Genomic DNA, 23,816 nt, shown 5'->3' with positions numbered 1-23,816 from the left:
GTGGTAACCCCCGTTCGAGGGGGTGCTGCGGGTCCATCGGCCCGGCAGAGGAGAACCTTCCGTCCCGGGCGGAGCCCGGAGAACGGGGCCGGTCGGCTCGGCCCCGGGGACTCATGGCGCGCTGTTCGGGGAGCAGGCCCCGTTGCGCACTCCGGGACGGACGGCGGCTGCGTCGAGTTCCGCCGGCAGGCGGGGGAGGAGTTCGAACGCGCCGGCGAGCCGGGCGTGGCGGAGGAGCCGCAGCAGACCGGGGCTGCGCGTGATCAGCCGCAGCCACCCCCCCACGGGACAGGGCCAGCCTGCGCGCACGGCACAGCACGCGCAGGCCCGAGCAGCCGATGAACGACACGTCGCGCAGATCGAGCACCAGGTCGGAAAGGTGCCGGTGGCCAACACGTCCAGGCGCCGCGCCAGGACCGGCGCGGTCAGGGTCAGCAGGTCGATTACTCCCCGCGGTGCGACGACCGTCGTTCCGGCGGCGACCCGCTCGGTCGGCTCCGCCGCGGAACTGCCATGGTTTTCGGACATGCAGGTCAGCCAACCCGCAGCGGCGGGCCGGCCGGTAGGGCCGCCCGGCCCTACCGGCCGGGATCGCCGGAGCCGAATGGCGCTACCGATCGGTAGGGGACCTGCGGACGGGCACCGGACAGGCGTTGCGCGGGTGTCTTACGGGCGTCGGGAGTTGTCCGGCGGTCCAGTGGTTCGCCGCCCGGGTACCGTGGACGGAGCGAGGCCGCGGGGGATCGGTGCCGCTCCTGTCTCCGAGGATGGTCCATCCGCCGGTCACCTTCCAGGTGCCGAGGGCCCCGGCACTCCGGCCGTCCGGCCCGCTCACGCCCGTACGGTCCGCGGCGCGTCGGGAGCGCGGGGATCCGGCCGGCGGGAGGGCGCGGGCCCTCCGCGGAGAACGGGTGGCCGACAGGAATCAAGGCCGACCGGCCCTGGCCGTTCGGCCCGGAATCGAGAAGGATCCCGGTGAGGGACTTTCCGGCAACAGCCGGCCGGGGCACCGGGACACGGTGTACGGCCCGGTACACGAGGGTCCGGCACATGAGGACAAGGAGCGTCAGATGGCGGACAGCGAACGGCCGGGATCCGACCGGCCCGTCCAGGTCTTCCTGCTGGACGACCATGAGGTGGTCCGCCGCGGAGTGCACGACCTGCTGAACGACGAACCGGACATCACCGTCGTGGGCGAGGCCGCCACCGTAGAGCAGGCACTGGCCCGCGTCCCCGCGCTCCGCCCCGACGTGGCGGTCCTCGACGTCCGCCTGCCCGACGGCGACGGTGTGACCGTGTGCCGTGAGCTGCGCTCGACGTTGCCGGACCTGGCCTGCCTGATGCTCACTTCGTTCGACGAGGAGGAGGCCCTGCTGGACTCGATCATGGCGGGTGCCTCCGGCTATGTGCTGAAGCAGATCCAGGGCTCGGACCTGGTCACGGCCGTGCGGACGGTCGCCTCCGGACAGTCCCTGCTCGACCCGAGCGCCACCACCCGCCTGATGGCCCGGCTGCGGCAGGAGAAGGAGCCGGAGAAGGAGCAGGAAGTCCTGCCCGGACTGACCGAACGCGAACGGGAGATCCTCGCCCTGATCGGCGAGGGGCTGACCAACCGTCAGATCGGCCAGCGGCTCTATCTGGCGGAGAAGACGGTGAAGAACCACATCTCCCGGCTGCTGGCGAAGCTCGGCGTGGAGCGCCGTATCCAGGCCGCCGTGATCGCCACCCAGGCACAGGACCGGCTGCGGCGCACGGATCGCTGACGCGCGGGTTCGCCGACCGGCCGGATACGCCCGGGCCTCGCCCGTTAGCGTGGCACCTGCCGGGGGCAGGCTGCCGGTAGAGCGAGCGAACGGGAGGATCACGGGTGGAGAGCTCCGAGCGGGACGGGGCCCCCCGTCCGCTGCTGCCGCAGCTGCGGCTGGACGACTTGCTGGAGGAGCTCCAGGCGAGGATCGACGCGGCCCGCGGCACGCGCGACCGGGTACACAGCCTGCTGGAGGCCGTCCTCGAGGTGGGCCGCGAACTGGACCTGAAACAGGTCCTGCACAGCATCGTCGACGCCGCAGCCGTACTGGTGGACGCCGAGTACGCCGCTCTCGGCGTGATCGGCCCCGACGGCAGGCGGCTGTCGGCCTTCCACACGGTCGGCGTCAGCGACCAGGAGATCGCCCGCATCGGCCACTACCCCGAGGGCCACGGCATCCTCGGGGAGCTGATCCGGCACCCTCAGCCGCTGCGGCTGGCGAAGCTGTCCGAGCACTCCGCGTCCTTCGGTTTCCCGGCCCACCATCCACCGATGAACAGCTTCCTCGGAGTCCCCATCCGGGTCCGCGACCAGATCTTCGGCAATCTGTACCTCACCGAGAAGCGCGCCGGGGCACAGTTCGACGAGGAGGACGAGTCGGTCCTGTCGACCCTGGCCGTCGCCGCCGGCGTCGCCATCGACAACGCCCGGCTGTACGAGGAGTCCCGGCTGCGGGAGCGGTGGCTGCAGGCGAACACGGAGATCACCCACGCCCTGATGTCCGGCAGCGGCGGCAGTGAGGCTCTCCTGCTGATCGCCGAACGAGCCATGGAGATCACCGGTGCGGCGCTCGCCGAGGTGGCGGTGCCGATGGAGGGCACCGCGTCGCTGACCGTGGAACTCGCCATGGGCCAGGAGGCCGAGGCCCAGCGGGGGCTCGTCGTCCCCGTCGACGACAACCTGCTGGGCCGGGCGTTCACCAGCGCCGCCCCCGTCACCAGTCCGGATGTCTCCTGCGACGAGCGGGTGTCGTCCGGACCACCGAGCTTCGCCGGCCTCGGCCCGGCGGTGGCCGTGCCCGTCGGGTCGGAGGACGGGGTACGGGGCATCCTCCTGCTGGTGCGCGCCGCCGGCCGCGGCGAGTTCTCCGACAAGGAGATCGAGCCGCTGCAGGGCTTCGCCGCGCAGGCGGCGGTGGCGATGGAACTGGCGGAGCGTCGCCGCGACGCCGAGCAGATCGCGGTGCTCGAGGATCGCGACCGGATCGCCCGGGACCTGCACGACCTGGCCATTCAGCGGCTGTTCGCCACCGGGATGACGCTGCAGAGCGCCGGCCGTTTCATCGAGCACAAGGAGGCCTCGGAGCGGGTCTCCCGGGCGGTGGACGACCTGGACGAGACCATCAAGATCATCAGATCGACCATTTTCGGCCTGCGCGCCCACGCCGCCGCATCCGGGGCCGGACTGCGGGCCCGCGCCGTACGGGTGGTCGGCGAGGCGGCCCCCGTGCTGGGTTTCGCGCCCAGCGTGCGGATGGAGGGCCTGGTCGACACCCTTGTGCCGATGGGGGCCGTCGACCATCTGGTGGCCGTCCTGTCCGAGGCCCTGGCCAACATCGCCCGGCACGCGCGTGCCGATCGGGTGGAGGTGGCCCTCGAGACCGACGGCCGCGAGGTGCGGCTGACCGTCGCCGACAACGGTGCGGGTATCCCGGAGGACGGCCGCCGCAGTGGCCTGCGCAACATGGCCGAACGCGCCGCGCAGCTGGGCGGCGATCTGGAGATCGACAGCGCCCCCGGCCGTGGCACCACCCTGGTGTGGCGCGTGCCTGTGCGGGAGGGCTAGATGCGTCCTCCGCGGGTCACTCCTCTGCACAGTCTCCGGGCTTGATCACGGTCCCGAAGCGGTCGTGCTTCGGCGGGTTCTGCACCGCGGACCGCTGCGCTGATCGGTGGCTGACCAGCTGTGATCAGTTGATCTTCCCGAACGGGTGACCTGCGGAGGACGGAGCTAGCCGCCCCGTACGCGCTTTGCGCCGGTGGTCCGTAGGCGGGTTCGGCCGGTGTGTGTTCCTGTCCCGCGCGGGTACCCCGTGCGCAACCACCGGAGCCCGCTGGGCCTGGTGGGGGAAGGAGTCGACGTGGTCGGCTGGACCTGGGAGTACGAGGGATACGACCCCGCTGAGGTACGCCTGCGGGAGTCGCTGTGCACGCTCGGCAACGGCTTCTTCGCCACCCGGGGTGCGCTGCCGGAATGCGCCGGCGACGACGTGCACTACCCGGGAACGTACGCGGCCGGCTGCTACGACCGGCTCACCTCCGAGGTGGCCGGACGGCGCATCGAGAACGAGGACCTGGTCAACCTGCCCAACTGGCTGTCCCTGCGGTTCCGGCTGCCCGGGGGGCCGTGGCTCACCCCCGACACGACGACCGTGCTCGACCACCGTGAGATCCTCCTGCTCTCCGCGGGGCTGCTGGAGCGCCTGACCCGGTACGACCTGGGGGAGGGCCGGGTACTGAGGGTGCGCCAGGAACGCCTGGTGCACATGGCCGACCCTCATCTGGCCGCGCTGCGCACCGAGTTCACGCCCGAGCGGCACTCCGGCCCACTCGAGGTCGAGGCGGCCCTCGACGGCGGCGTCACCAACGCCGGGGTGGCCCGCTACCGGGACCTGGACGGCCGTCACCTGACCCGTGTGCACAGCGGCAGCACGACACCGGACACCGTGTGGCTGCGCTGCCGTACCCGCACCTCCGACCTCCGGATCGCGCAGGCGTCCCGGCTGCTCTCCGAGGCGCCCGTCACTCTCCACAAGGAGAACCCGCGGGCCGTCCAGCTGACGTGGCTGCACCTGACCGCGGGCCGTACGGAGACCGTGGACAAGATCGTCGCGCTGTACACCTCACGTGACCCGGCGATCAGCGACCCCCTGCACGCTGCCATCGACCGGGTGGGCCGCGTCGCCGGCTTCGCGGAGCTGGTGGAGTCCCACCGGACGGCCTGGGGCCGGCTGTGGCGCCGGGGCGAGCTGGACGTGCCGGGGGAGGCCGGCACCATCCTGCGCCTGCACCTCTTCCACGTGCTGCAGACCCTCTCCCCGCACACCGCCGACCTGGACGTCGGCGTACCGGCCCGGGGCCTGCACGGAGAGGCGTACCGCGGACACGTCTTCTGGGACGAGCTGTTCGTGCTGCCCTACCTCAACCTGCACTTCCCCGAGGTCTCCCGGGCCCTGCTGCTCTACCGCCACCGACGTCTCGACCGGTCCTGCACCGCAGCCCGGGACGCCGGACGGCGAGGGGCCATGTACCCCTGGCAGAGCGGCAGCGACGGCCGGGAGGAGGCCCAACAGGTCCACCTCAACCCGCGGTCGGGTCACTGGGTGCCCGATCACTCCCGCCTCCAGCACCATGTGGGATCGGCGATCGCGTACAACGTGTGGCAGTACTGCGAGGCCACCTGCGACACCGAGTTCCTGCACACCAAGGGCGCCGAACTGCTGCTGCAGATCTCCCGCTTCTGGTCGGACGCCGCCGTCTACGACCCGCTCCTGGGCCGCTACCGCATCAAGGGGGTGATGGGTCCCGACGAGTACCACGACGCCTACCCCGACGCCTCCGGGCCCGGAGTCGACGACAACGCCTACACGAACGTCACCGCGGCCTGGGTGCTCGCCCACACCCTGGACGTGCTGCGCAACCTGCCCGAGCCGCGCCGACGGGAACTCGACGAACACACGGGCCTCGAACGGAGCGAACTAGAGAGGTGGGAGGAGGTCTCCCGAGCTCTGCACGTGCCCTTCCACGACGGTGTCGTCAGCCAGTTCGAGGGGTACGGAAAGCTCGCCGAACTCGACTGGCGGGACTACCGGCGGCGTTACGAGGACATCCGGCGACTGGACCGGATCCTGGAGGCCGAGGGCGACACCGTCAACCGCTACCGGGCCTCGAAACAGGCGGACGTCCTGATGCTCGGGTATCTGTTCTCCCCGGCCGAACTGCGAGGCCTCTTCCGCCGGCTGGGGTACGGGATGGACGAGGCGACCTGGCGCCTCACGGTGGACCACTACCTGCACCGCACCAGTCACGGGTCCACCCTGAGCGGTCTCGTCCACGGATGGGTGCTTGCCCGGGACCGGCGCGCCGAGGCCTGGACCTTCTGCCAGGAGGCCCTGCGCGGGGACATCGCCGACATCCAGGGCGGCACCACCGGCGAGGGCATCCATCTCGGTGCCATGGCAGGCACCCTCGACCTGGTCCAGCGCGGACTGCCCGGTCTGGAGACGCGCAACGGCGACCTGCGGCTGGACCCCGTGCCCCTGCCGGAGCTGTCCTCCTACGGCTTCACCCTGCGCTACCACGGCCATTGGGGCGTCCGGCTGCGGCTGGAACGCGGGCGTGTGGAGATCGCCGTACCCTCGTCCGGGCCCGGGCCCGTGGACGTGCGTCTCCCGGACCGTACGGCCCGCCTCCAGCCGGGGGAGACGGGCCACCTGCCCCTCACGGACTGACGGTCCGGCGGCAACAGGCCATCAGGTGAAGGTCACTTGTGGAACGAGATGTACCCGTTGCCGTCCCGGTCGGAGCCGCGCTTCGTGTACGCGTGCGCGTCGGCGCGGCTCCCCGTCGGCTTGACGGGGTAAATCGTGTCCTTGTCGTTGTTCCAGATGAAATTGCAGTTGTCGCGGTAGACGACGCTGTTCTTGCCGGAGCCGGAGCCGGAGCCGGAGCCGGAGCCGCCGCGCAGCTTCACGTAGTCGCGGAGCTGGAGGTAGTGATCGGCCTCGAAGACGAACCGGTTCCCGACGGTGTCCTCGACGACGTAGCCCTTGAGGTTCACGGTTTTCGTCGGCGAGTAGTTCTTGACCGTCAGGTACTCCTGGTGGGTGTTGCCCGTGAAGCACTTGTTGGAGTCGCGCCCCGGGGCGTCGTACTGGACGCCCCGGACCTTCAGCGCGGAGGTGTACTCGGCGGCGTGTGCCGGAACGGCCGTCAGAGTGGCCAGGGCCCCCGCGACGGCGGTGGTCGCAACGGCAGCGGTGCGTATACGCATGAACTCATCCCCCCTGCATGGCCCTTGCGTGAGGATCGTGTGGTGATTCGGTGAAGGGTCGGATGGTGCGCAATTCTGATCCCGCCTCCACCGAGCGGGTCTCGCAGCCTCGGTGGGGCCGCCCCATGGGCCCGGCCGAGCCCTCCCCGCGCACGACGGAGCGCCCGCCCGGTCCGTCAGGACCGGGCGGGCGCTCCGTCGTGCGCGCCGTCACGACCGGGATCAGGTCACGCGCCGCTCTCCCGCAGCATGTCCTCGCGCTCGACGAACTTCACGCGCTCGCGCCCCTGCGGCTCGCCCAGTGCCTTCTCCGCGGCGTCCAGCCTGTACCAGCCGTCCCAGGTGGTGTAGCGGACGGAGTGCTCGGCGAGGAACGCGTCCACGGCCTCGGGCTCGGGCGTCGCGGGCGTCTGCAGCCGCCCGTTCGCGAAGTCGTCCAGCAGGTTCGAGACCGTCTCGTTGGCGTCGCCCTTGGTGTGACCGATCAGGCCGATGGGGCCGCGCCGGATCCAGCCGGTGACGTACGTCGACGCCAGGTGCTCGCCGTTCTCCTGGATGACCCGGCCGCCCTTGTCCGGAACGGTGCCGGAGTCGATGTCCCAGGGCAGCTTGGGGAGTTTGTCGGACAGATAGCCCACCGCGCGGTAGACAGCAGTGACGTCCCAGTCCTTGAACTCACCGGTGCCCTTGACGTTGCCGGTGCCGTCGAGCTCGGTGCGCTCGGTGCGCAGGCCGGTCACCTTGCCGTCCTCGCCAAGGATCTCCGACGGCGACTCGAAGAAGTGCAGGAACAGTTTGTGAGGGCGGTCGCCGACATCACGGATCGCCCACTTCTCCAGCGTCTTCGCGACCATGTCGGCCTGCTTGTTGCCCCGCCGGGTGGTGATCGACCCCTCGTCGTAGTCGATGTCCTCGGGGTCGACGACGACCTCGATGCTGGGGGAGTGGTCCAGCTCGCGCAGCTCCATCGGGCTGAACTTCGCCTGCGCGGGGCCACGGCGGCCGAAGACGTGGATCTCCCGCGCCTTGTTGGCCTGCAGTCCCTCGTGGACGTTCGGCGGGATCTCCGTCGGCAGCAGTTCCTCCGCCGTCTTGGCGAGGATGCGCGCGACGTCCAGGGCGACATTGCCGACGCCGAGTACGGCGACCTTCTCCGCGTCCAGCGGCCAGGTGCGCGGCACGTCGGGGTGTCCGTCGTACCAGGAGACGAAGTCTGCGGCACCGTACGAGCCGTGGAGGCCGATGCCCGGGAGGGAGGGCATGGCCCGGTCGGCGGTCGCGCCGGTGGCGAAGACCACACCGTCGTAGAACGCGCGCAGATCGTCGAGGTGAATGTCGGTGCCGTAGTCCACGTTGCCGAACAGTCTGATCTGCGGCTTGTCGAGCACCTGGTGCAGGGCCGTGATGATGCCCTTGATCCGCGGGTGGTCGGGAGCGACGCCGTAACGGATCAGACCGAACGGTGCCGGCATGCGCTCGAAGATGTCGATCGAGACACCCGGATCGGCGGAGACGTCGGACTTGAGCAGGGCGTCGGCGGCGTAGATCCCGGCGGGGCCGGATCCCACGACGGCTACCCGCAGGGGGCGGGGCATGGTCAGGTTCCCTTCGAGCGGTGACAAGAGCCTCGCCGGAAATCCTAAACTAAGGCATGCCTAACCTGGTACGCGGGTCCGGTCTATGGGCTCATAAGCGGACCTTATGACTGCCCTTGTGGATCTCCGGGCGGCCCTCCGCGGATCAGGGGATGGGCTGCTCGGCCCAGATGATCTTACCGGCCGGCAGGTAGCGGGTGCCCCACCGCTCCGACATCTGCGCCACCAGGAACAGGCCGCGCCCGCCCTCGTCGTTCATGGTCGCGTACCGCAGATGCGGAGACGTGCTGCTGTTGTCGAAGACCTCGACGATCAGATTGCGGTCGCGCAGCATCCGTACCTCGATGGGGCCGCCGCCGTGGCGGATCGCGTTGGTGACCAGCTCACTCAGGATCAGCTCCGTGGTGAAGACCAGCTCGTCCAGGCCCCACTCGGACAGTTTCCGCGCGATCGTGGCACGCATCTCGGCGACCGCCGCCGGGTCGGACGGCACCGGCCACCGGGCGATCCGGTCCTCTGTGAGCGCCTGCGTACGCGCCACGAGCAGGGCGATGTCGTCCCGCGCCCTGACCGGGCGCCGGGCCTGCAGCACGGCCCGGCAGGTGTCCTCGGGGGAGTCCCCGGCCCGGGACAGCGCTTCGCGCAGCAGCTCCAGACCGACGTCGATGTCATGGGCCCGGTCCTCGACGAGACCGTCCGTGTACAGGACCAGCCGGCTGCCCTCCGCCAGCTCCAGTTCGGCCGTCTCGAACGGCAGCCCGCCCAGGCCCAGGGGCGGGCCGGCGGGCACGTCCGCGTACTGCACGGTGCCGTCCGGACGGATCAGCGCGGGCGGCGGATGTCCCGCGCGGGCGACGGTGCAGCGCCGGGTGACCGGGTCGTAGACGGCGTACAGGCAGGTCGCCCCGGTCACCGGGGCGCTGTGCTCCTCCTCCGTCTCGTCCTGGTCGATGCGGCCGACCAGCTCGTCCAGCAGGCCCAGCAGTTCGTCGGGCGGCAGGTCGAGCGCCGAGAAGTTGTGCACCGCCGTGCGCAGCCGGCCCATGGTGGCCGCCGCGAGCAGCCCGTGCCCGACGACGTCGCCGACCACCAGCGCGACCCGCGCACCGGACAGTGGCAGAACGTCGAACCAGTCGCCGCCCACCCCGGCCTGCGCGGGCAGATAGCGGTAGGCGATCTCCAGCGCGCTCTGCTCGGGCAGGGTGCGCGGCAGCAGGCTGCGCTGGAGCGTCACCGCCATGCTGTGCTCGCGCGTGTACCGGCGTGCGTTGTCGATGGACACCGCGGCCCGCGCGACCAGCTCCTCCGCCAGGGCCCTCTCCTCCTCGTCGAACGGCTCGGGCTTCTCGGAACGCCAGAAGCTGACCACGCCCAGCACCAGGGAACCGGCCCGCAGGGGCACGGTGATCAGCGAGTGGATCCCGTACGCCACGATCTGCCCGGAGCGCTCCGTGTCCTGCGCCCGCCATCCCGGGGCGTCGCCCAGCCGGGGCTCGATGAACGACCGGCCGGAGGCCAGGCTGCGGCCCTGTGGGGACGATGCGACGAACCGGTTCTGGGTACCCACCGGGTACAACGGGGTGCCCTCGCGGATGCCGGTCATCGCCGTGCGGCGCACCGACCCCGTCACGTCCGGCTCACCGCCGGCCAGCACCGTCTCGAACAGGTCCACCGTGGCGAAGTCCGCGAACCGCGGTACGGCCAGTTCCGTCAGCTCCTCGGCCGTGCGCGTCATGTCCAGGCTGGTCCCGATGCCCACACCGGCGTCGTAGAGCATGTCGAGCCGCTCCCGCGCGGTCTCGGCCCGGCCGGACAGGGCGCGCAGCTCGGTGGAGTCGCGGACCGTGGCGACGCTGCCGGCCGGGCCCCCCACGCGGTCGGTGGACCGCTGGTTGACCGCCAGCAGCCGGTCGCCGACGCGGTGCACCTCGTCCGTGGCGATCCGTCCCGAGGACAGCAGGTCGGCGGTGCCGGGGTCGAGGGAGAGGTCGAGCACGTCACGGCCCTCCGCGTCCTCGGGCAGGCCGAGCAGCCGGTGCGCCTCGTCGTTGGCGAGCAGCAGGGTGCCGTCGTCGACGATGACCACGCCTTCCCGTACCGCGTGCAGCACCGCGTCGTGATGCTCATACATACGGGTCATCTCGTGCGGACCCAGCCCGTGGGTCTGCCGCAGCAGACGCCTGCTGACCAGCGCCGCGCCGGTGGTGGCCAGCACGAGCGCGACGACCCCCGCGGCCAGCACCAGCGGCAGCTGCTCCTCGGCGACGCCGCCGACGTTCTCGGTCGTGATGCCGGCCGACACGAGACCCACGACGACGCCGTCGGGGTCGTTCACCGGCACCACGGCCTGGACCAGCGGGCCGATCGTACCGGTGATCTCCTCGGTCATCGGCCGTCCGGCCAGCGCGGGCTGGAGGGCGCCGACGAACTTCTTGCCGATCCGGTCCGTCTTCGGATGCGTGTAGCGGATGCCGTCGGTGTCCATGACGACGACGAAGTCGACCCCGGCCTGTTTGCGGATGGCCTCCGCCCGCGGCTGGAGCAGGAGGGTGGGATCGGGGGACTCGAGTGCCTCGACGATGCCCGGCGAGTGGGCCAGGGCCTCAGCCACGGCGAGGGAGCGGTTGCGGGCCTCCAGTGTGCTGTCGTGCCGTACTTGCAGCACCAGCGCGAACACGGCGGACACGACCAGCAGCAGCACGATCACGACGTGCAGGATGAAGACCTGTCCGGCGACGCTGCGGGCGCTCAGCAAGGACCGCAGCCACTTCGGTGGGCGCCACCGCGAGCCACCGCCGTCCTGTCGCTGCCGACGTACGGAGGAGACCGTGGTGCTGGGCCGCTGGGGCGACCGGGCCGGAGATCGACCCATCAGTCGGACCATGTGCCGAGCTTACCCACAGCCCGGAAACGCGCGCTTTCGGCAGGACGGGGACGTGGAGCCGGGGACCGAGCAGCAGGCGGAGGAACCGCCGGAGTATGCCGGAAGCGCTGGTTCACGGTCGAGGTGGGAGTGGAAGCAGTACGTTCCCACCGCTCCGGGAGAATCCACCGTGACAGTGACCATGGCCGCAGGAACGGCCGTCTCCCTCCACGGCCACGTGGCCGGCACCGGTGTCGCCCTGACAACCCGGAAGGCGCCGGCGCCGAGGGGAACCGCGGCTTTGAGAGCGTGCGCGAGTGGTTCGATGCCACCGGAGCGATGGTCATGGGCCGGACGGCGTATGACCTGGGCGAGGAGTTCCGGGGGTGACGACCCGCCGTTTTACACCCCGGTCTTCGTGCTCACCCACCGGCCCCGGCCGATCCCGGCCAAGGAGGGCGGAACCGCTTTCACCTTCGTCACCGACGGCATCCACAGCGCCTCGACCGGGCGAAGTTCGTTGCCGGGGGCGGGAACGCGGGCCTCAAGGGCAGGGCGAGCACAGTGCGGCAGTACCCCGGGAAGGGGCTCATCGACGGGCTGCCGTCGCACGTGGTGCCCGCGTTCCTCGGAGCGGGACTGCGGCTCTTCGAGGAGTCCGGTGCAAAACGGCGGACCCCCGAGGCGGTCCGGGTGGTCGACTCGCCCGTCGCCGTTTACCTGAAGCACCGCTTCGTGAAGCAGGCCGAAGAGGCGGCCCGGAGCGCGTTACTCCTCGGTGCGGGGGGCCGGGGATCGGCCGGCCCCCCACGGACCGCGCGACCGGTGGTGCGTTACCGGTCGCGCGGCCCGCTCCCCGTGCCACTGGCCCCCCGGCGCTCGTCCCCCAACGGCGCTCGAGCGGGGCTCATTCGGCCAGCGCGTGGGCCAGCTCCGTCGTGGCACGGGCGATCGTGGTGTCCTGGTCGTCCATCAGGCGGCGCAGGTCGCTCCGCCGGGCGCGCACGGCCTGCCGGGCAGCCCGCTCCCAGACGACCGGGTTCTCACGGTGATTGAGCAGCTTGGGATACGCGGCGGCGGTGCTCTCCCACTGCCGGGCGTCGGCGATGGCCTTGAGCAGCCGGATGATCTCGGCACGGCAGGTCACGCGCGGCAGTTGCGCCAGCTCCCAGAGGAAGGGGACGGTGGCGGCCGTCGCCTGCTCCACCACGAAGCCGTACTGGCAGATCCGTTTCCGCAGGTCCTCCAGGGCGGACCGCGCGGTGTCGGCGTCTCCCCAGGCGATGGCGTTGAGCAGCAGGGGAACGGCCGCCGCCGATCCGGTGGAGTCCTGGAGGACGCGCCACGGCACGCGGGACAGTGACGTGAGCGGTGTCGTACGGGCCATTCCGGTCGGGGACGTGTGGCGCACAGGGCGCTCGCTGCTCGACTGTTCCGTAGAAGCGCTGCGCATCGCGTGGGGCCTTTCGCGGCGGTCGTGTCGGATGGGGGGACGGTCAGGCGGGCGGCCGGGCCGACAGCCGGGCCCGGACCGTCCTGTGCGCCGGAGGTGCCGGGGGCCGGCCCCACGCCTCGGACGGGGCATCGGCTCCGGCGGTCGACCGGATCACTTGGTGCGCAGGTGAGGGCATGCCATCTCCTCGATGCGGCGTCAGGACAAGGCGCCAAAAAAGGGGGTTGACGCCCCAGCTATTATCCACACCGAGAACGCTCGCGTGCAATTGCATGAGAAATTGCGTGAAGTTTTTTGGGGTGGACAGGAACGGGCCGGGGTGGACCGAGTGCGATCCGGCTCGGCCCGTCCCGGCGAACGGCCGGGCACCGCCCGGCAGCGCACAGGAACAGCAAGGAGGCTTCGGTGCCAGGAGTGCGGAACGGGGTGCGGGCGAGTTCCTTGGACGCCTGCTGGACCAAGAGCCGGCGCAGCAACGCCGAGGGCAACTGCGTCGAGGTGGCCCCGCTGGACGGCGGGGATGTGGCGATGCGCAACTCCCGCGACCCCGACGGGCCCGCGCTGGTCTACACGCCGGCGGAACTGGCGGCGTTCCTGGCCGGGGTGAAGGACGGCGAGTTCGACCATCTGGTCTGATGCGGTCGGCCGGCCCGGTGGGGCGGCCCGGTCCGCGCCGCCCGTCCTGCCGGAGCGGTGAAGTGGAGTTCAACTGGCCACTCGCGTAAGGCTTCCGCGAGACGCATGCGCTGCGGCACAGCGAGGTGCGATAGTGTAAACCGCCCTTGTGCCGGCCTGCTGGGAGTCAGGATGTCCGCCGCGTCGCATCGTATCTCCCGCCTGGAGCCCTATCTGGACCGGCCCGAACCGGCTCCGACCCTGCTGAAGATGCTGGTGGGTGTGCAGTTGGCCGGCTTCCGTGAGGACGCCGGGCTGGCCCAGGACCAGGCCGCGCGCTCCGTCGGCTTCAGTGCGGCGAAGCTGTCCCGCATCGAGTCCGGCAAGGGCCGCCGCCCACCGACGGAGAGCGACGTCCGGGCCCTGCTGGAGCTGTACGGCACTGACGACTACGCGGTCTCCGTCCTGGTCAAACTGCTCCGGCGGGCCGGTGAGCCGGGCTGGTGGCAGCGGTACGACAAGCGGCTGATGCCCGAGTGGTTCGACCGGCTGGTCGGGTTGCAGGAGGCCGCCGCCACCATCCGCACCTTTGAGATCCAGTACGTCCCCGGTCTGCTGCAGACCGCCGCCTACACCCGAGCGGTGGTGAAGCGCGGCCTGCCCAACGCGCCGGTGAGCGAGGTGCAGCGTCGTGTCGAACTCCGAATGCGGCGGGCCGAGTTGCTGATGCGCGAGGGTGCCCCGCAGCTGTGGGCGGTCATCGACGAGTCGATTCTGCTGCGTGTGCTGGGCAGTGCCGAGGTGATGCGGGAACAACTCGCCCACCTGGTGCGGATGGCCGAGCGCCCCAATGTCACCGTGCAGATCGTGCCGCTGGGCGTGACGAACGCGTCGGCTCCCGCCATCCCGGTGACGTATCTGCGCTTCGGCGGTCTCGATCTTCCCGACGTGGTCTATCTGGAACACATCAAGAGCGCCAACTTCCTCGAGGACCTCGACGAGACGGAGGAGTACCGGATCGCGCTGGACCGCCTCGCCGACGAGTCCCTGCGCCCCCGCGAATCCCTTGACCTGCTGCGTGCCACCATGCGGGACCGCTACCCGGAGCCGCAGTCCGGTTCGTAACACCCGGCACCTCGAGCCGGAACGCGACGCGAACGCCCCCTGCCCGCTCCGGATCACCGGGGTCGCACAAGGGGATTCGGCGGGGCCGCGCGGAAGGGGATTCGGCGGGGCCGCGCGGAAGGGGCATACGCCCGCGGGAACCTACAGCGGGATCCGGCCCACGCCGCCGAACTCGATCCACTCCTGGGTGAGCTGACGGGGCGCCACTTCGGTGTCCGGACGCCAGGTGGACACCTCCACCAGGCCCGGCTCCAGGACCTCCAGACCCTCGAAGTACGACGCGACGTCGCGCTCCGTACGCACCCGGCCCCAGTTCCCCTGGGTCGCCTGGTCCATGAACTCCGTGACGGATCTGCGGACTTCGGGGTCCTCGCTGACCAGCTGGCACATCACCAGGAAGCTGCCCGGCGCGAGCCGTTCCCGGACCCGGCGGGCCACGGCGACCGGGCCGTCGGTGTCGCTGTCCGGGATGCAGTGGAACACGGAGTTGAACAGCACGCAGGCCGGCTGCGAGAAGTCGATCAGGCGCTGCGTCTCGGCGTGGTCGAAGATCGATCCGGTCTCCCGCATGTCGGCCTGGATGACCACCGTGCGCTCGTCCTGCTCCAGCAGTGCGCGTCCGTGCACCAGCACCATCGGGTCGTTGTCGACGTAGACCACGTGGGTGGTCGGGTCGATGCGCTGGGCGACCTGGTGGACGTTGTCCCGGGTGGGCAGGCCGGAGCCGTGGTCGAGGTACTGCCGGATCCCGTACTCCTGCGTGAGGACCCGGACCGCCCGCTGGAGGAAGCGCCGGTTGTTCAGAGCCAGGCGGCGCGTGCTGGGTACCACCTTGTCGAGCTCTTCCACGGCGGCGCGGTCGGCCGCGTAGTTGTCCTTGCCGCCCAGGTAGTAGTCGTACATGCGTGCGGCTGTCGGCACGGTTGCGTCGATCTCGGTGGACAGCTGATTGCCGGTGTGCATCGTTCCCCCTGCGGAGTGCCGCGCCAACTGGGCTGGCTGGAAAGGAAATACATCCTAGGTGGCGCTGCGCGTGTGGGGCCAGCGCATCGGTGCACAAGGCCCCGCGGGAATGACGGGGCCATCGTTGTCGGCACCGGTTGTCACCGGGTGACCGCACTGAGCGATGATCTGTATCGGCATTGATGTGCCGGTATCGTCTCTTTCATCCCCGTCGGCGCGTGCGGCGGGCGAGGCAGGCCGGCCGATTCAGTCGTTTTCCCGGGAGGCAGTCATGGACGCCATGGACGACTACTACGACCTGGGCAGCTATCGCCGCCCCGTGACGACTGCCGTGGCCAAGGCTCAACTCTGGTTCGACCGTGGACTGTTGTGGACCTACGCGTTCAACCACGAGGAAGCGGTCGCCTGCTTCGGGAGGGCGGCCGCGGCCGACCCCGACTGTGCCATGGCTTATTGGGGCATCGCCTACGCCCTCGGCCCGAACTACAACAAGCCCTGGGAGGCCTTCGACAGCGACGACCTCGTCCGCAGCGTCGAACGCACCCATACCGCTGTCGAATCGGCGCACGAGAGGGCCGCGGGAGCCACGCCCGTGGAACGGGCCCTCATCGGAGCCCTGCGCGCCCGCTACCCCCAGGAGAGGGCAGTCGAGGACTGCTCGGTGTGGAACGAGCCCTACGCGGACCGCATGCTCGCGGTGTACGAGAGCGCCCCCGACGACCCGGACGTCGCCGTGCTCTGCGCGGACGCCCTGATGAACCTCACCCCCTGGCAGCTGTGGGACCTGAGGACCGGCCGCCCCGCCGCGGGTGCCCGCACCCTGGAGGCCAAGGCCGTACTCGACCGGGCGCTCGCCGGTGACAGCGGCGCCCGGCATCCCGGCATCCTGCACCTGTACATCCACCTGATGGAGATGTCCCCCACTCCGGAAGCGGCCCTCATGGTCGCCGACCGGCTGCGCGGCGCCGTGCCGGACGCCGGGCACCTGCGCCACATGCCCTCGCACCTCGAGGTGCTGTGCGGCGACTACCGACGCGTCGTGTCCGACAACACCCTCGCGATCGCCGCCGACGAGAAGTACCTCGCGCGGTCCGGCGCCATGAACTTCTACACCCTCTACCGCGCCCACAACCACCACTTCAGGATCTACGGCGCCTTGTTCGCGGGCCTCTCGGAGGTGGCCCTGGACGCCACCGCGCAGCTCGAAGCCGCCGTCCCCGAGGAACTGCTCAGGGTGCAGAGCCCGCCGATGGCCGACTGGCTCGAGGGCTTCATGGCGATGCGTTTCCACGTCCTCATCCGCTTCGGCCGCTGGGACGACATCCTGGCGCTGCCGTTCCCCGTCGACCCGACGCTGTACCGCGTGACCACGGCGATGCTCCACTACGCCCGTGGCGTCGCCCTCTCGGCGACCGGCGAGACCGACCGGGCCGAGGCGGAGCGGGAGAGCTTTCGCGCCGCGGTGGACCGGGTGCCGGACACGCGGATGCTGTTCAACAACACCTGCCAGGACATCCTCGCCATCGCCGCCGCGATGCTGGACGGCGAACTCGCCTACCGCAAGGGCGATCACGACGAGGCGTTCGCCGCACTGGAGCGGTCCATCGAGCTGGACGACAACCTCCCCTACGACGAGCCCTGGGGCTGGATGCAGCCCACCCGGCACGCGTACGGGGCCCTGCTGCTGGAACAGGGTCGCGTGGACGAGGCGGAGGTGGTCTACCGGGCCGACCTCGGCCTCGATCCCACCCTGCCCCGGCCACTGCAACACCCGGGGAACGTCTGGGCGTTGCACGGGTTCCACGAGTGTCTGACGCGCACCGGCAGGACGGGGGAGGCCGCGATCGTGGCCCAGCAGCTGAAGGCCGCGGCCGCGTTGGCGGACGTGCCGATCGAAGCGTCCTGCTTCTGCCGGCTGGACACCCGGCCGGCGGCCTCCGGCGCGGACGCGGGCGCCACCGGGGACGGTTGCCACTGCGCCTGAGCCCGAAGACCCCGAAGACCCCGAAGACCCCGGACGCCCCGAAGACCCCGGACGCCCCGGACGCCCCGGACGCCCCGGACGCCCCGGACGCCCCGGACGCCCCGGCGCCCCGGCGCCCCGGCGCCCCGGCGCCCCGGCGCCGGGGCGTCCGGGGCGAACGGGGCGAACGGGGCGAACGGCGTGCCGGGGTCCTCAGCGGGCTTCCACGACCTCCTGGAACGACTCCATGCAGGGGAAGCAGTGGCGGTCCGTCGTGTCCCGGCGACGGGGCTCGTCCTCCTTCTCGACCCCGCACAGCGTGGTCGTTCTGTCGACGGTCAGAACATGCCACACAGGCTCCCCCGAAGTGTCCGCACCGCACCACATCTCGTGCATTCCCAGCTCCCTCCGGGTAGGCAGGCCGCTTCCATACGAGCACGGCGCGGGCCGATGTGGCGTCCGGGGAGGGCCATGCGGGTGATGTGCGGGGCGGGTGCGTTTCCGTACGGCGGCCACCGCCGGCGCCGACTCCGCGGGTGACCGCGTCTCCTCGTCCACCCCGGCCCTGCCGGCGCCTACGGTGCCGGACACCGAGGACCCCCGGTCGGTCACCGCTGCCCTGCCGCTCGCCCGGCGGGCCGATGAGACCGGTGAGATTGCCGGTCCGCGCGGGCGCCCTCCTCTCCGACAGTGGCAACCCCCAGTCCCTCGGCGGCGCCCACGGCCGGTGCACGGTCACTTCCCACGCCGTACTCCCGTGCACCGGCCACCGGGCGGACCGCCGCGACAGAGAGGACCACCCGCCGTGCAGCAGCACCCCCACACCGGCACCGCAGGCCCGACCGCACGCCCCTCCCGGACCCGGCGCGGCAGGACCGGACGGTTCGCCGGACTGGCCGCGGCCGTCGCGGCCGTCGTCGGCCTGAGCACCCTCACCGGTCCCGGCGCACACGCCGCGGACAACCCCTACGAGCGCGGTCCGGCGCCGACCGAGTCCAGCATCGAGGCGTCGCGCGGCCCGTACGCCGTCTCCGAGACCTCGGTCTCCTCGCTCTCCGTCACCGGCTTCGGCGGGGGCACCGTCTACTACCCGAGCAGCACCGCCGACGGCACGTTCGGCGCGATCGCCGTCTCGCCCGGCTTCACCGCCTACAAGTCCTCCATCGCCTGGCTGGGCCCCCGCCTGGCCTCCCAGGGGTTCGTCGTGTTCACCATCGACACGAACACCACCCTCGACCAGCCCGCCTCCCGCGGCGACCAGCTGCTCGCCGCGCTCGACTACCTGACCGGACGCAGCTCGGTCCGCAGCCGTGTCGACAGCAGCCGCCTCGGCGTCATGGGCCACTCGATGGGCGGGGGCGGCAGCCTCGAGGCCACGAAGGACCGGCCCTCGCTCCAGGCGTCGATTCCGCTGACGCCCTGGAACCTCGACAAGACATGGCCCGAGGTCAGGACCCCCACCCTGATCTTCGGGGCCGACGGTGACACGGTCGCCCCGGTCTCCAGCCATGCCGAACCGCTCTACACCGGCCTGCCGTCCTCCCTCGACCGGGCCTACCTGGAGCTGAACAACGCCTCCCACTCCACGCCCACCTCCAGCAACACGACGATCGCGAAGTACAGCATTTCGTGGCTGAAGCGGTTCATCGACAACGACACCCGCTATGAGCAGTTCCTGTGCCCGCTGCCGCAGCGGAGTCTCACGATCGAGGAGGCGCGGGGCAACTGTCCGCACACCTCCTGACGTCCCGTCGGACACCGGCAGGCTCCGGTGGCGGCCCGCGTACGGTGCGGGCCGCCACCGGCGTTGTGCGCGTGCACCACCGAGAGGCTTCCCAGTTGGGCGGCGGCACACGAAGTCCACCGGACACGCCACGAGAATCCGCTGGTGGAACGGCGGATGAGCTGCCTCCGGCACCCGGACGGACACCTTCCACCAGTTCTTACGCGTGAGTAACGTCGTGGAAATGACCGGACAGACGATCCGTGGACCCGCTCCGCTCCGGTACCGCGCGGGACCTCGCCGGCAGGCGCTCGCCGCGCTGCTGGACGGACTGCGCACCGACGGCGGTGCCCGCGTCGTGACCGGCGAACCCGGCGGCGGTCGTACGGCCTTCCTGGAGTTCGCGGCACGCTCCTTCCACGCCGGACCGGTGTGGCACGTCCGCACCGAACCGACCTGGTCTCCGCAGCCCCACAGTGGTCTGCGCACCCTGCTGCGCGCCGCCGGTCACGCCGGGCGCGTCCTTGGCGAGGGCACGGCGGGCGGGGAGGTGCTCCTGGACATCATGCGGGCGGCGTCCGCCCGATCGCCCCTGTTGGTGTGCGTGGACGACGCGCACCTGTGGGACACCGCCTCGCGCGCGGCGCTGGGCCGGGCGGCGGCGTGCGTGCACGCGGCGGACGGCGTCCACCGGGTGGGTCTGCTCGTCAGCGTGCCCGGACACCAGCCCGTGGGAAAGGAACTGGAGGGGCTTCCGGTACTGGAGCTCGCCCCGCTCACGCCCGGGGACGCGGCGGGTCTGCTGCACGATCTGACGGACGGCGCGGTCGACCCGGTCGTCCGCGACGAGTTGGTGACCGAGGCGCAGGGCAATCCCGCGCTGCTGCTGGCCCTGGCCCACCGCCTCTCGCCGGCCCAGCTCCGAGGCGACCACGCGTTGCCCCGCCCTCTGGCCGACGCCGTGACGCTGACCGCTGTCGCGGGCGGATGCCTGAGCGGCCGACAGCCCGATCGGGCTGGCCTGTTGCTGGCCGTCGCCGCGGCGATGCGTGCCACGGGGGAGGAGGATGCCGAGGCCGCACTCGTACGGCGGGCGACGAGCGGCTACGGCGGCCGGGAGGACGACGGACCGCCCGAACCGTCCGAGCCGCCGAAGGAGCCCGAGCTGGTCACGGTCTCCGAGGGCCGGCTCCGGTTCCGCAGCCCGTTGCTCGGCAGGGCGGTGTACGCCGGTGCGCCGTCCGAACGCCGCCGCGCCGCGCACCGCGCGCTGGCCGCGGCGCACCCCGACCCGCATGGCGTGCCCGCACTGCTGCACCTCTCATGGACCGTCCTCGGCCCCGACGCGGCCCTGGCCACCCGACTTGAGCGCGCGGTCACCGACCTGACCTCCGGCATACCGTCCTCCCTGCGTCGTACGGCGCAGGTGCGGGCCGCCGAACTGACGCCGGACGACGCGCAGCGGGCACTGCGGTACACAGCCGCCGCCCAACAGGCTCTCCTCGCCGGGTATCCGCGCGGGGCACTGCGCCTGCTCGACGCCGCCGGAAGCCGGCCGGCACCGGCACCGGTACGTGGCCGCGCCGAACTGCTCCGGGGCAGAGTGCTCCTGGCCGACGGCCCGGTCGACGACGCCCGCGAGTCCTTCCTGCTCGCAGCCCGCATCCTGGCGGGCCCGAGCCCGGCGGAGGCCGACGCGGCGGTCCTCGGCGCGGCGGACGCGGCCTGGGCCGCCGGCGACCGGCAGGCCTGTCTCCGGGCTCTCACCCACGATGACGCCTCCGCCTGTCCCGCCGTCGCGGGGGCGCTCGATCCCCGTGCCGCGGCTGCGACCACGACGGGTCCGCAGGAGACGCCGGCACGGGAGGCATCCCGGGGCGGCCCTGCCCGCCACGGCACCGTCCCGGCGCGGCCCTCCGCTTCCCTGCCCGCCCTGCTCCGCGACCACCGGGACGGCATGCGCGCCGTGCTGCTGGGGCGGTTCGACCTCGCTGCCGACCCGCTGACCCGCGTGGTGGACCGGGGCCGTCCCGCCACCGAGCCCGAACGGCTGCTGCGGTCGGCCGCAGCAGCCCTCATGCTCGGCGACGTCGCCGCCGCCCGCCGGGCCGGAGCACGGGCCCTGGCGGCGGCACGCACGCTGGGCGCCGCGTCCCTGGAACCGCGAGCCCTGGAGTACCTGGCCTACGCCGAGCTGCGCGCAGGCTGCCACCAACTGGCCCGTACCCACGCCGAGGAGGGGCTGCGTGCCGCGCGCCGGGCCGGACAGCGGAACACGGCCGCCCACCACCACGCCGTACTGGCGCTGGCGGCATCGATTGAGAGCGACCGGACGCGCGTCACCGAGCACGCGACGGCGGCGCTCACCACGGCCCGCCGGCACGGCCTGGCCCAGGCAGCCCTGCTCGCCCAGTGGGCGGCGGCCCGCGCCGATCTGGGTGCGGGCCGCCCCGAGGCGGCTGCCGACCGGCTCGGCCCGCTGGTCCGTCCCGGCGCGCGGCGCGGCCACTTCGCGGTGTGGATGCTCGCCGTCCCCTGCTTCGTGGAGGCCGCCGCACTGGCCGGGCGGCCCGAGCACGCCCGCGCGGTGGTCGAGGAGTTCGAGCTGTGGGCCGGCAGCGGTGCCGACCCGCAGGCCCCCGCCCAGCTACTGCGCTGCCGCGCCCTGCTGGCCGCACCGGAGGACGCCGACGAGCTGTACCTGCGCGCCCTGGACCGGCACGACGAGACGTTCGGCGACTTCGAACGGGCCCGTACCGGACTGCTGCACGGCAAGTGGCTGCGCCGCCGGCGCAGACTGCGAGAAGCCCGCGCCCGGCTCGGGGAAGCGCTGGCCGACTTCGAGCGCTGCGGCGCGCAGCTCTGGGCACACCAGACGGCCGCGGAACTGCGCGCCAACGGCGTGGCGCCGAACGGGCCGGGAACGGGCGAAGCGTCCCGGCACGGCGCGCGCGGCCTGTCCCGGCTGACCCCGCAGCAACTGCGGATCGCACGGTGCGTCGCGGAAGGGGCCACCAACCGGGAGGTGGCGCTGAGCCTGTCCGTCAGCACCCGCACCGTGGACTACCACCTGCGCAACGTCTTCGCCACGCTCGGCGTCCGCTCCCGGGTCGAGCTGGTCCGACTGGTCGAACAGGCGGAAAAGACCGGTGCACAACTCTAGGGACCGACCGGACGGTATGTCATCCTTCGGGGCAGGACGAGTCGGGTGGCGGTCCGCTCACCGGCTCCACGGCCGGCCGTGGAGCCGGTACGGGGACCGCCACGCGGGCGCCACCGGGAAAGCCGACCCTGGGGGAGATGCGCGATGCAACACGCCGTACGGCCACGAAGCCTGCCGCGCCCCGGACCCGTGCCCGCACCGCGGGCACCGCGTGTGCGGTCACTGATCGACGCCGACGCACTGGGTGTGCTGCACCGGGCCGCCCGGGTGCTGCTCGACGACCTGCCCCGGCTCTCCGACCAGCTGGTCGCCCTGCTCCAGGACCAGGAGCCCGCCTACCGGTCGGCGATCGAGAACGACGCCACCGAGATCTGGCAGGAGGTGCACCGCTCGCTGCGGCACAGCGTCTCCGCGCTTCTCGACCCGCGCGGTGTCCGGGACGCGGCCCGTCGCTGCTCCTGGAAGATCGGCGCCACCCGCGCCGGACAGGGGCTGCCGCTGGACGCGCTGCTGCACGCCTTCCGGCTGGGCGGCTCCCTGGTGTGGCAGAGCCTGGTCGACGAGACCTCACGGACAGCCCCCGAGGACGTACGGCTGCTGGTGCACGTGGCGGCCGACGTGTGGAACTTCGTCGACGAGCACTGCATCGTCGTGGCGGACGCCTACCGGCAGACCGAGCGTCAGATGTCCTGGCGGAGGGAGAACAGGGTGCGGCTGCTGGCCGCGGCGCTGCTCGACGGGACCAGCCGGATCGTCGACCTGCCCGAGGCCGCGCTGGCACTGGACCTGCCGGAGCACGGCCGGTACGTGGTCGTCGCGGTCGGCGGCGGCCGGTTCGCCGCCTGTCCCCGTGCCCAGGCAGTGCTCGCTCCCGGTGTGCGCGTGCACTGGCACACAGGCGTGGACGCCGACCACGGCATCGTTCTGGTCCAGGACGACGCGGAGCCGGTGGTGGCGGACGAGCAGCCGCCGGGCGTACGGGCGGGTGTCAGCAGCGCCGTCGAAGGGCTCGCCGCGGTGGGCGAGGCACGCAGGCTGGCGGACACCGCGCTGAGCCTGTGCCCGGAGACCGGCGGCACGGTCCGGCTGACGGAACACCTGCCGGCGGCCCTGGTGGTGTCCTCCCCCAACCTCGGCGCCGCCCTGGCCGACCGGCTCTTCGGCCCGCTGGCACGGCTGGAGCCCGCCGACGCGGAGGTCCTGCTGGACACCCTGGCGACCTGGCTGGCCTGCGACGGGTCCGCCCAGCGGGCGAGCAGACTGCTGTACTGCCACCGCAACACCGTCCTCAACCGCCTGCGCCGCTACGAACAGCTGACCGGACGTTCCCTTTCCCGCCCCTTCGACCTGGTCGAGGTCACCCTCGCCCTGACCGCCCGCAGGCTCCTCCCACGCTGACCGGCCCCCCCGGGGCGGGCCGTACGCCTCGGGGCCCGTCCGGTGGATCATGCCGAGGACGCGTGATCCGGCACACACTTCCCCAGCTCTTCGAGCAGGGGGTGCCCCCGGCCGCGTTGTCGTCACTTCACCCTCTCGGCTTCGCCCGGGAGGGGG

The 23,816-nt window shown here is 71.9% G+C and carries 16 protein-coding genes; 9 read left to right on the top strand and 7 right to left on the bottom strand.

The features are described from left to right. Nucleotides 1–111: 111 nt before the first annotated feature. Entirely contained in the window at nt 112–528 is a 417-nt protein-coding gene (locus HUV60_RS00955; protein ID WP_331461966.1) for a hypothetical protein, read from the bottom strand. 542 nt (nt 529–1,070) lie between these two features. On the opposite strand from HUV60_RS00955, the gene HUV60_RS00950 reads away from it, so the two are divergent. The 3 genes from HUV60_RS00950 to HUV60_RS00940 all read left to right on the top strand — a co-directional run bounded on the left by HUV60_RS00950 (nt 1,071) and on the right by HUV60_RS00940 (nt 6,257). After that, a complete protein-coding gene (locus tag HUV60_RS00950; protein WP_257852900.1) occupies nt 1,071–1,763 on the top strand; it encodes a response regulator in 693 nt (230 codons plus the stop codon). A gap of 104 nt (nt 1,764–1,867) precedes the next feature. Continuing rightward, a complete protein-coding gene (locus HUV60_RS00945; protein WP_257852901.1) occupies nt 1,868–3,592 on the top strand; it encodes a sensor histidine kinase in 1,725 nt (574 codons plus the stop codon). Between the two features lie 295 nt (nt 3,593–3,887). Then, entirely contained in the window at nt 3,888–6,257 is a 2,370-nt protein-coding gene (locus tag HUV60_RS00940) for a glycoside hydrolase family 65 protein (RefSeq protein WP_257853191.1), read from the top strand. Nucleotides 6,258–6,289: 32 nt separating this feature from the next. Here the strand turns inward: HUV60_RS00940 and HUV60_RS00935 are convergent, their stop codons facing one another. From HUV60_RS00935 to HUV60_RS00920, 4 genes are all read right to left on the bottom strand, one after another. Further along, nucleotides 6,290–6,799, bottom strand: a complete 510-nt coding sequence (locus HUV60_RS00935) for a lamin tail domain-containing protein (protein ID WP_257852902.1) — start codon at nt 6,797–6,799, stop codon at nt 6,290–6,292. A gap of 227 nt (nt 6,800–7,026) precedes the next feature. Next, entirely contained in the window at nt 7,027–8,394 is a 1,368-nt protein-coding gene (locus HUV60_RS00930) for an FAD-dependent oxidoreductase (protein ID WP_257852903.1), read from the bottom strand. Nucleotides 8,395–8,539: 145 nt separating this feature from the next. Beyond that, a complete protein-coding gene (locus HUV60_RS00925) occupies nt 8,540–11,266 on the bottom strand; it encodes a SpoIIE family protein phosphatase (protein WP_257852905.1) in 2,727 nt (908 codons plus the stop codon). Between the two features lie 898 nt (nt 11,267–12,164). Continuing rightward, nucleotides 12,165–12,710: a hypothetical protein gene (locus HUV60_RS00920; RefSeq protein WP_257852906.1), complete on the bottom strand. Its 546-nt coding sequence runs from the start codon at nt 12,708–12,710 to the stop codon at nt 12,165–12,167. A gap of 405 nt (nt 12,711–13,115) precedes the next feature. On the opposite strand from HUV60_RS00920, the gene HUV60_RS00915 reads away from it, so the two are divergent. Next, a complete protein-coding gene (locus HUV60_RS00915; protein WP_257852908.1) occupies nt 13,116–13,346 on the top strand; it encodes a DUF397 domain-containing protein in 231 nt (76 codons plus the stop codon). A gap of 171 nt (nt 13,347–13,517) precedes the next feature. Continuing rightward, the gene (locus HUV60_RS00910; protein WP_257852909.1) at nt 13,518–14,450 is read left to right on the top strand and encodes a helix-turn-helix domain-containing protein; all 933 of its coding nucleotides are present in this window, start codon (nt 13,518–13,520) and stop codon (nt 14,448–14,450) included. Nucleotides 14,451–14,591: 141 nt separating this feature from the next. On the opposite strand, the gene HUV60_RS00905 is transcribed toward HUV60_RS00910, so the two are convergent. Continuing rightward, nucleotides 14,592–15,413 (bottom strand): SAM-dependent methyltransferase, encoded by an 822-nt coding sequence (locus HUV60_RS00905; RefSeq protein WP_257852910.1) that lies wholly within the window; start codon nt 15,411–15,413, stop codon nt 14,592–14,594. 280 nt (nt 15,414–15,693) lie between these two features. Between HUV60_RS00905 and HUV60_RS00900 the strand changes: the two genes are divergently transcribed. Then, on the top strand, nt 15,694–17,397 hold the full coding sequence (locus tag HUV60_RS00900; RefSeq protein ID WP_257853193.1) for a hypothetical protein: 1,704 nt from the start codon (nt 15,694–15,696) through the stop codon (nt 17,395–17,397). A 192-nt stretch (nt 17,398–17,589) separates the two neighbouring features. Here HUV60_RS00900 and HUV60_RS00895 read toward each other — a convergent pair whose 3' ends face one another. Next, complete coding sequence (locus tag HUV60_RS00895) at nt 17,590–17,730, bottom strand: hypothetical protein (protein WP_257852911.1); 141 nt, start codon at nt 17,728–17,730, stop codon at nt 17,590–17,592. A gap of 451 nt (nt 17,731–18,181) precedes the next feature. Between HUV60_RS00895 and bdeA the strand changes: the two genes are divergently transcribed. The 3 genes from bdeA (at nt 18,182) to HUV60_RS00880 (ending at nt 23,660) form a co-directional block, all read left to right on the top strand. Further along, on the top strand, nt 18,182–19,120 hold the full coding sequence (gene bdeA / locus HUV60_RS00890) for a bis(hydroxyethyl) terephthalate hydrolase (RefSeq protein ID WP_257852912.1): 939 nt from the start codon (nt 18,182–18,184) through the stop codon (nt 19,118–19,120). Between the two features lie 223 nt (nt 19,121–19,343). Continuing rightward, on the top strand, nt 19,344–22,262 hold the full coding sequence (locus HUV60_RS00885) for a helix-turn-helix transcriptional regulator (protein ID WP_257852914.1): 2,919 nt from the start codon (nt 19,344–19,346) through the stop codon (nt 22,260–22,262). Between the two features lie 144 nt (nt 22,263–22,406). Further along, on the top strand, nt 22,407–23,660 hold the full coding sequence (locus tag HUV60_RS00880; protein ID WP_257852915.1) for a PucR family transcriptional regulator: 1,254 nt from the start codon (nt 22,407–22,409) through the stop codon (nt 23,658–23,660). Nucleotides 23,661–23,816 lie beyond the last annotated feature (156 nt).

This window comes from Streptomyces sp. KMM 9044, from assembly GCF_024701375.2.
Lineage (GTDB): Bacteria > Actinomycetota > Actinomycetes > Streptomycetales > Streptomycetaceae > Streptomyces.
The sequence above is the reverse complement of the archived record's forward strand: the minus strand, read 5'-3'. Positions and strand labels throughout refer to the sequence as shown.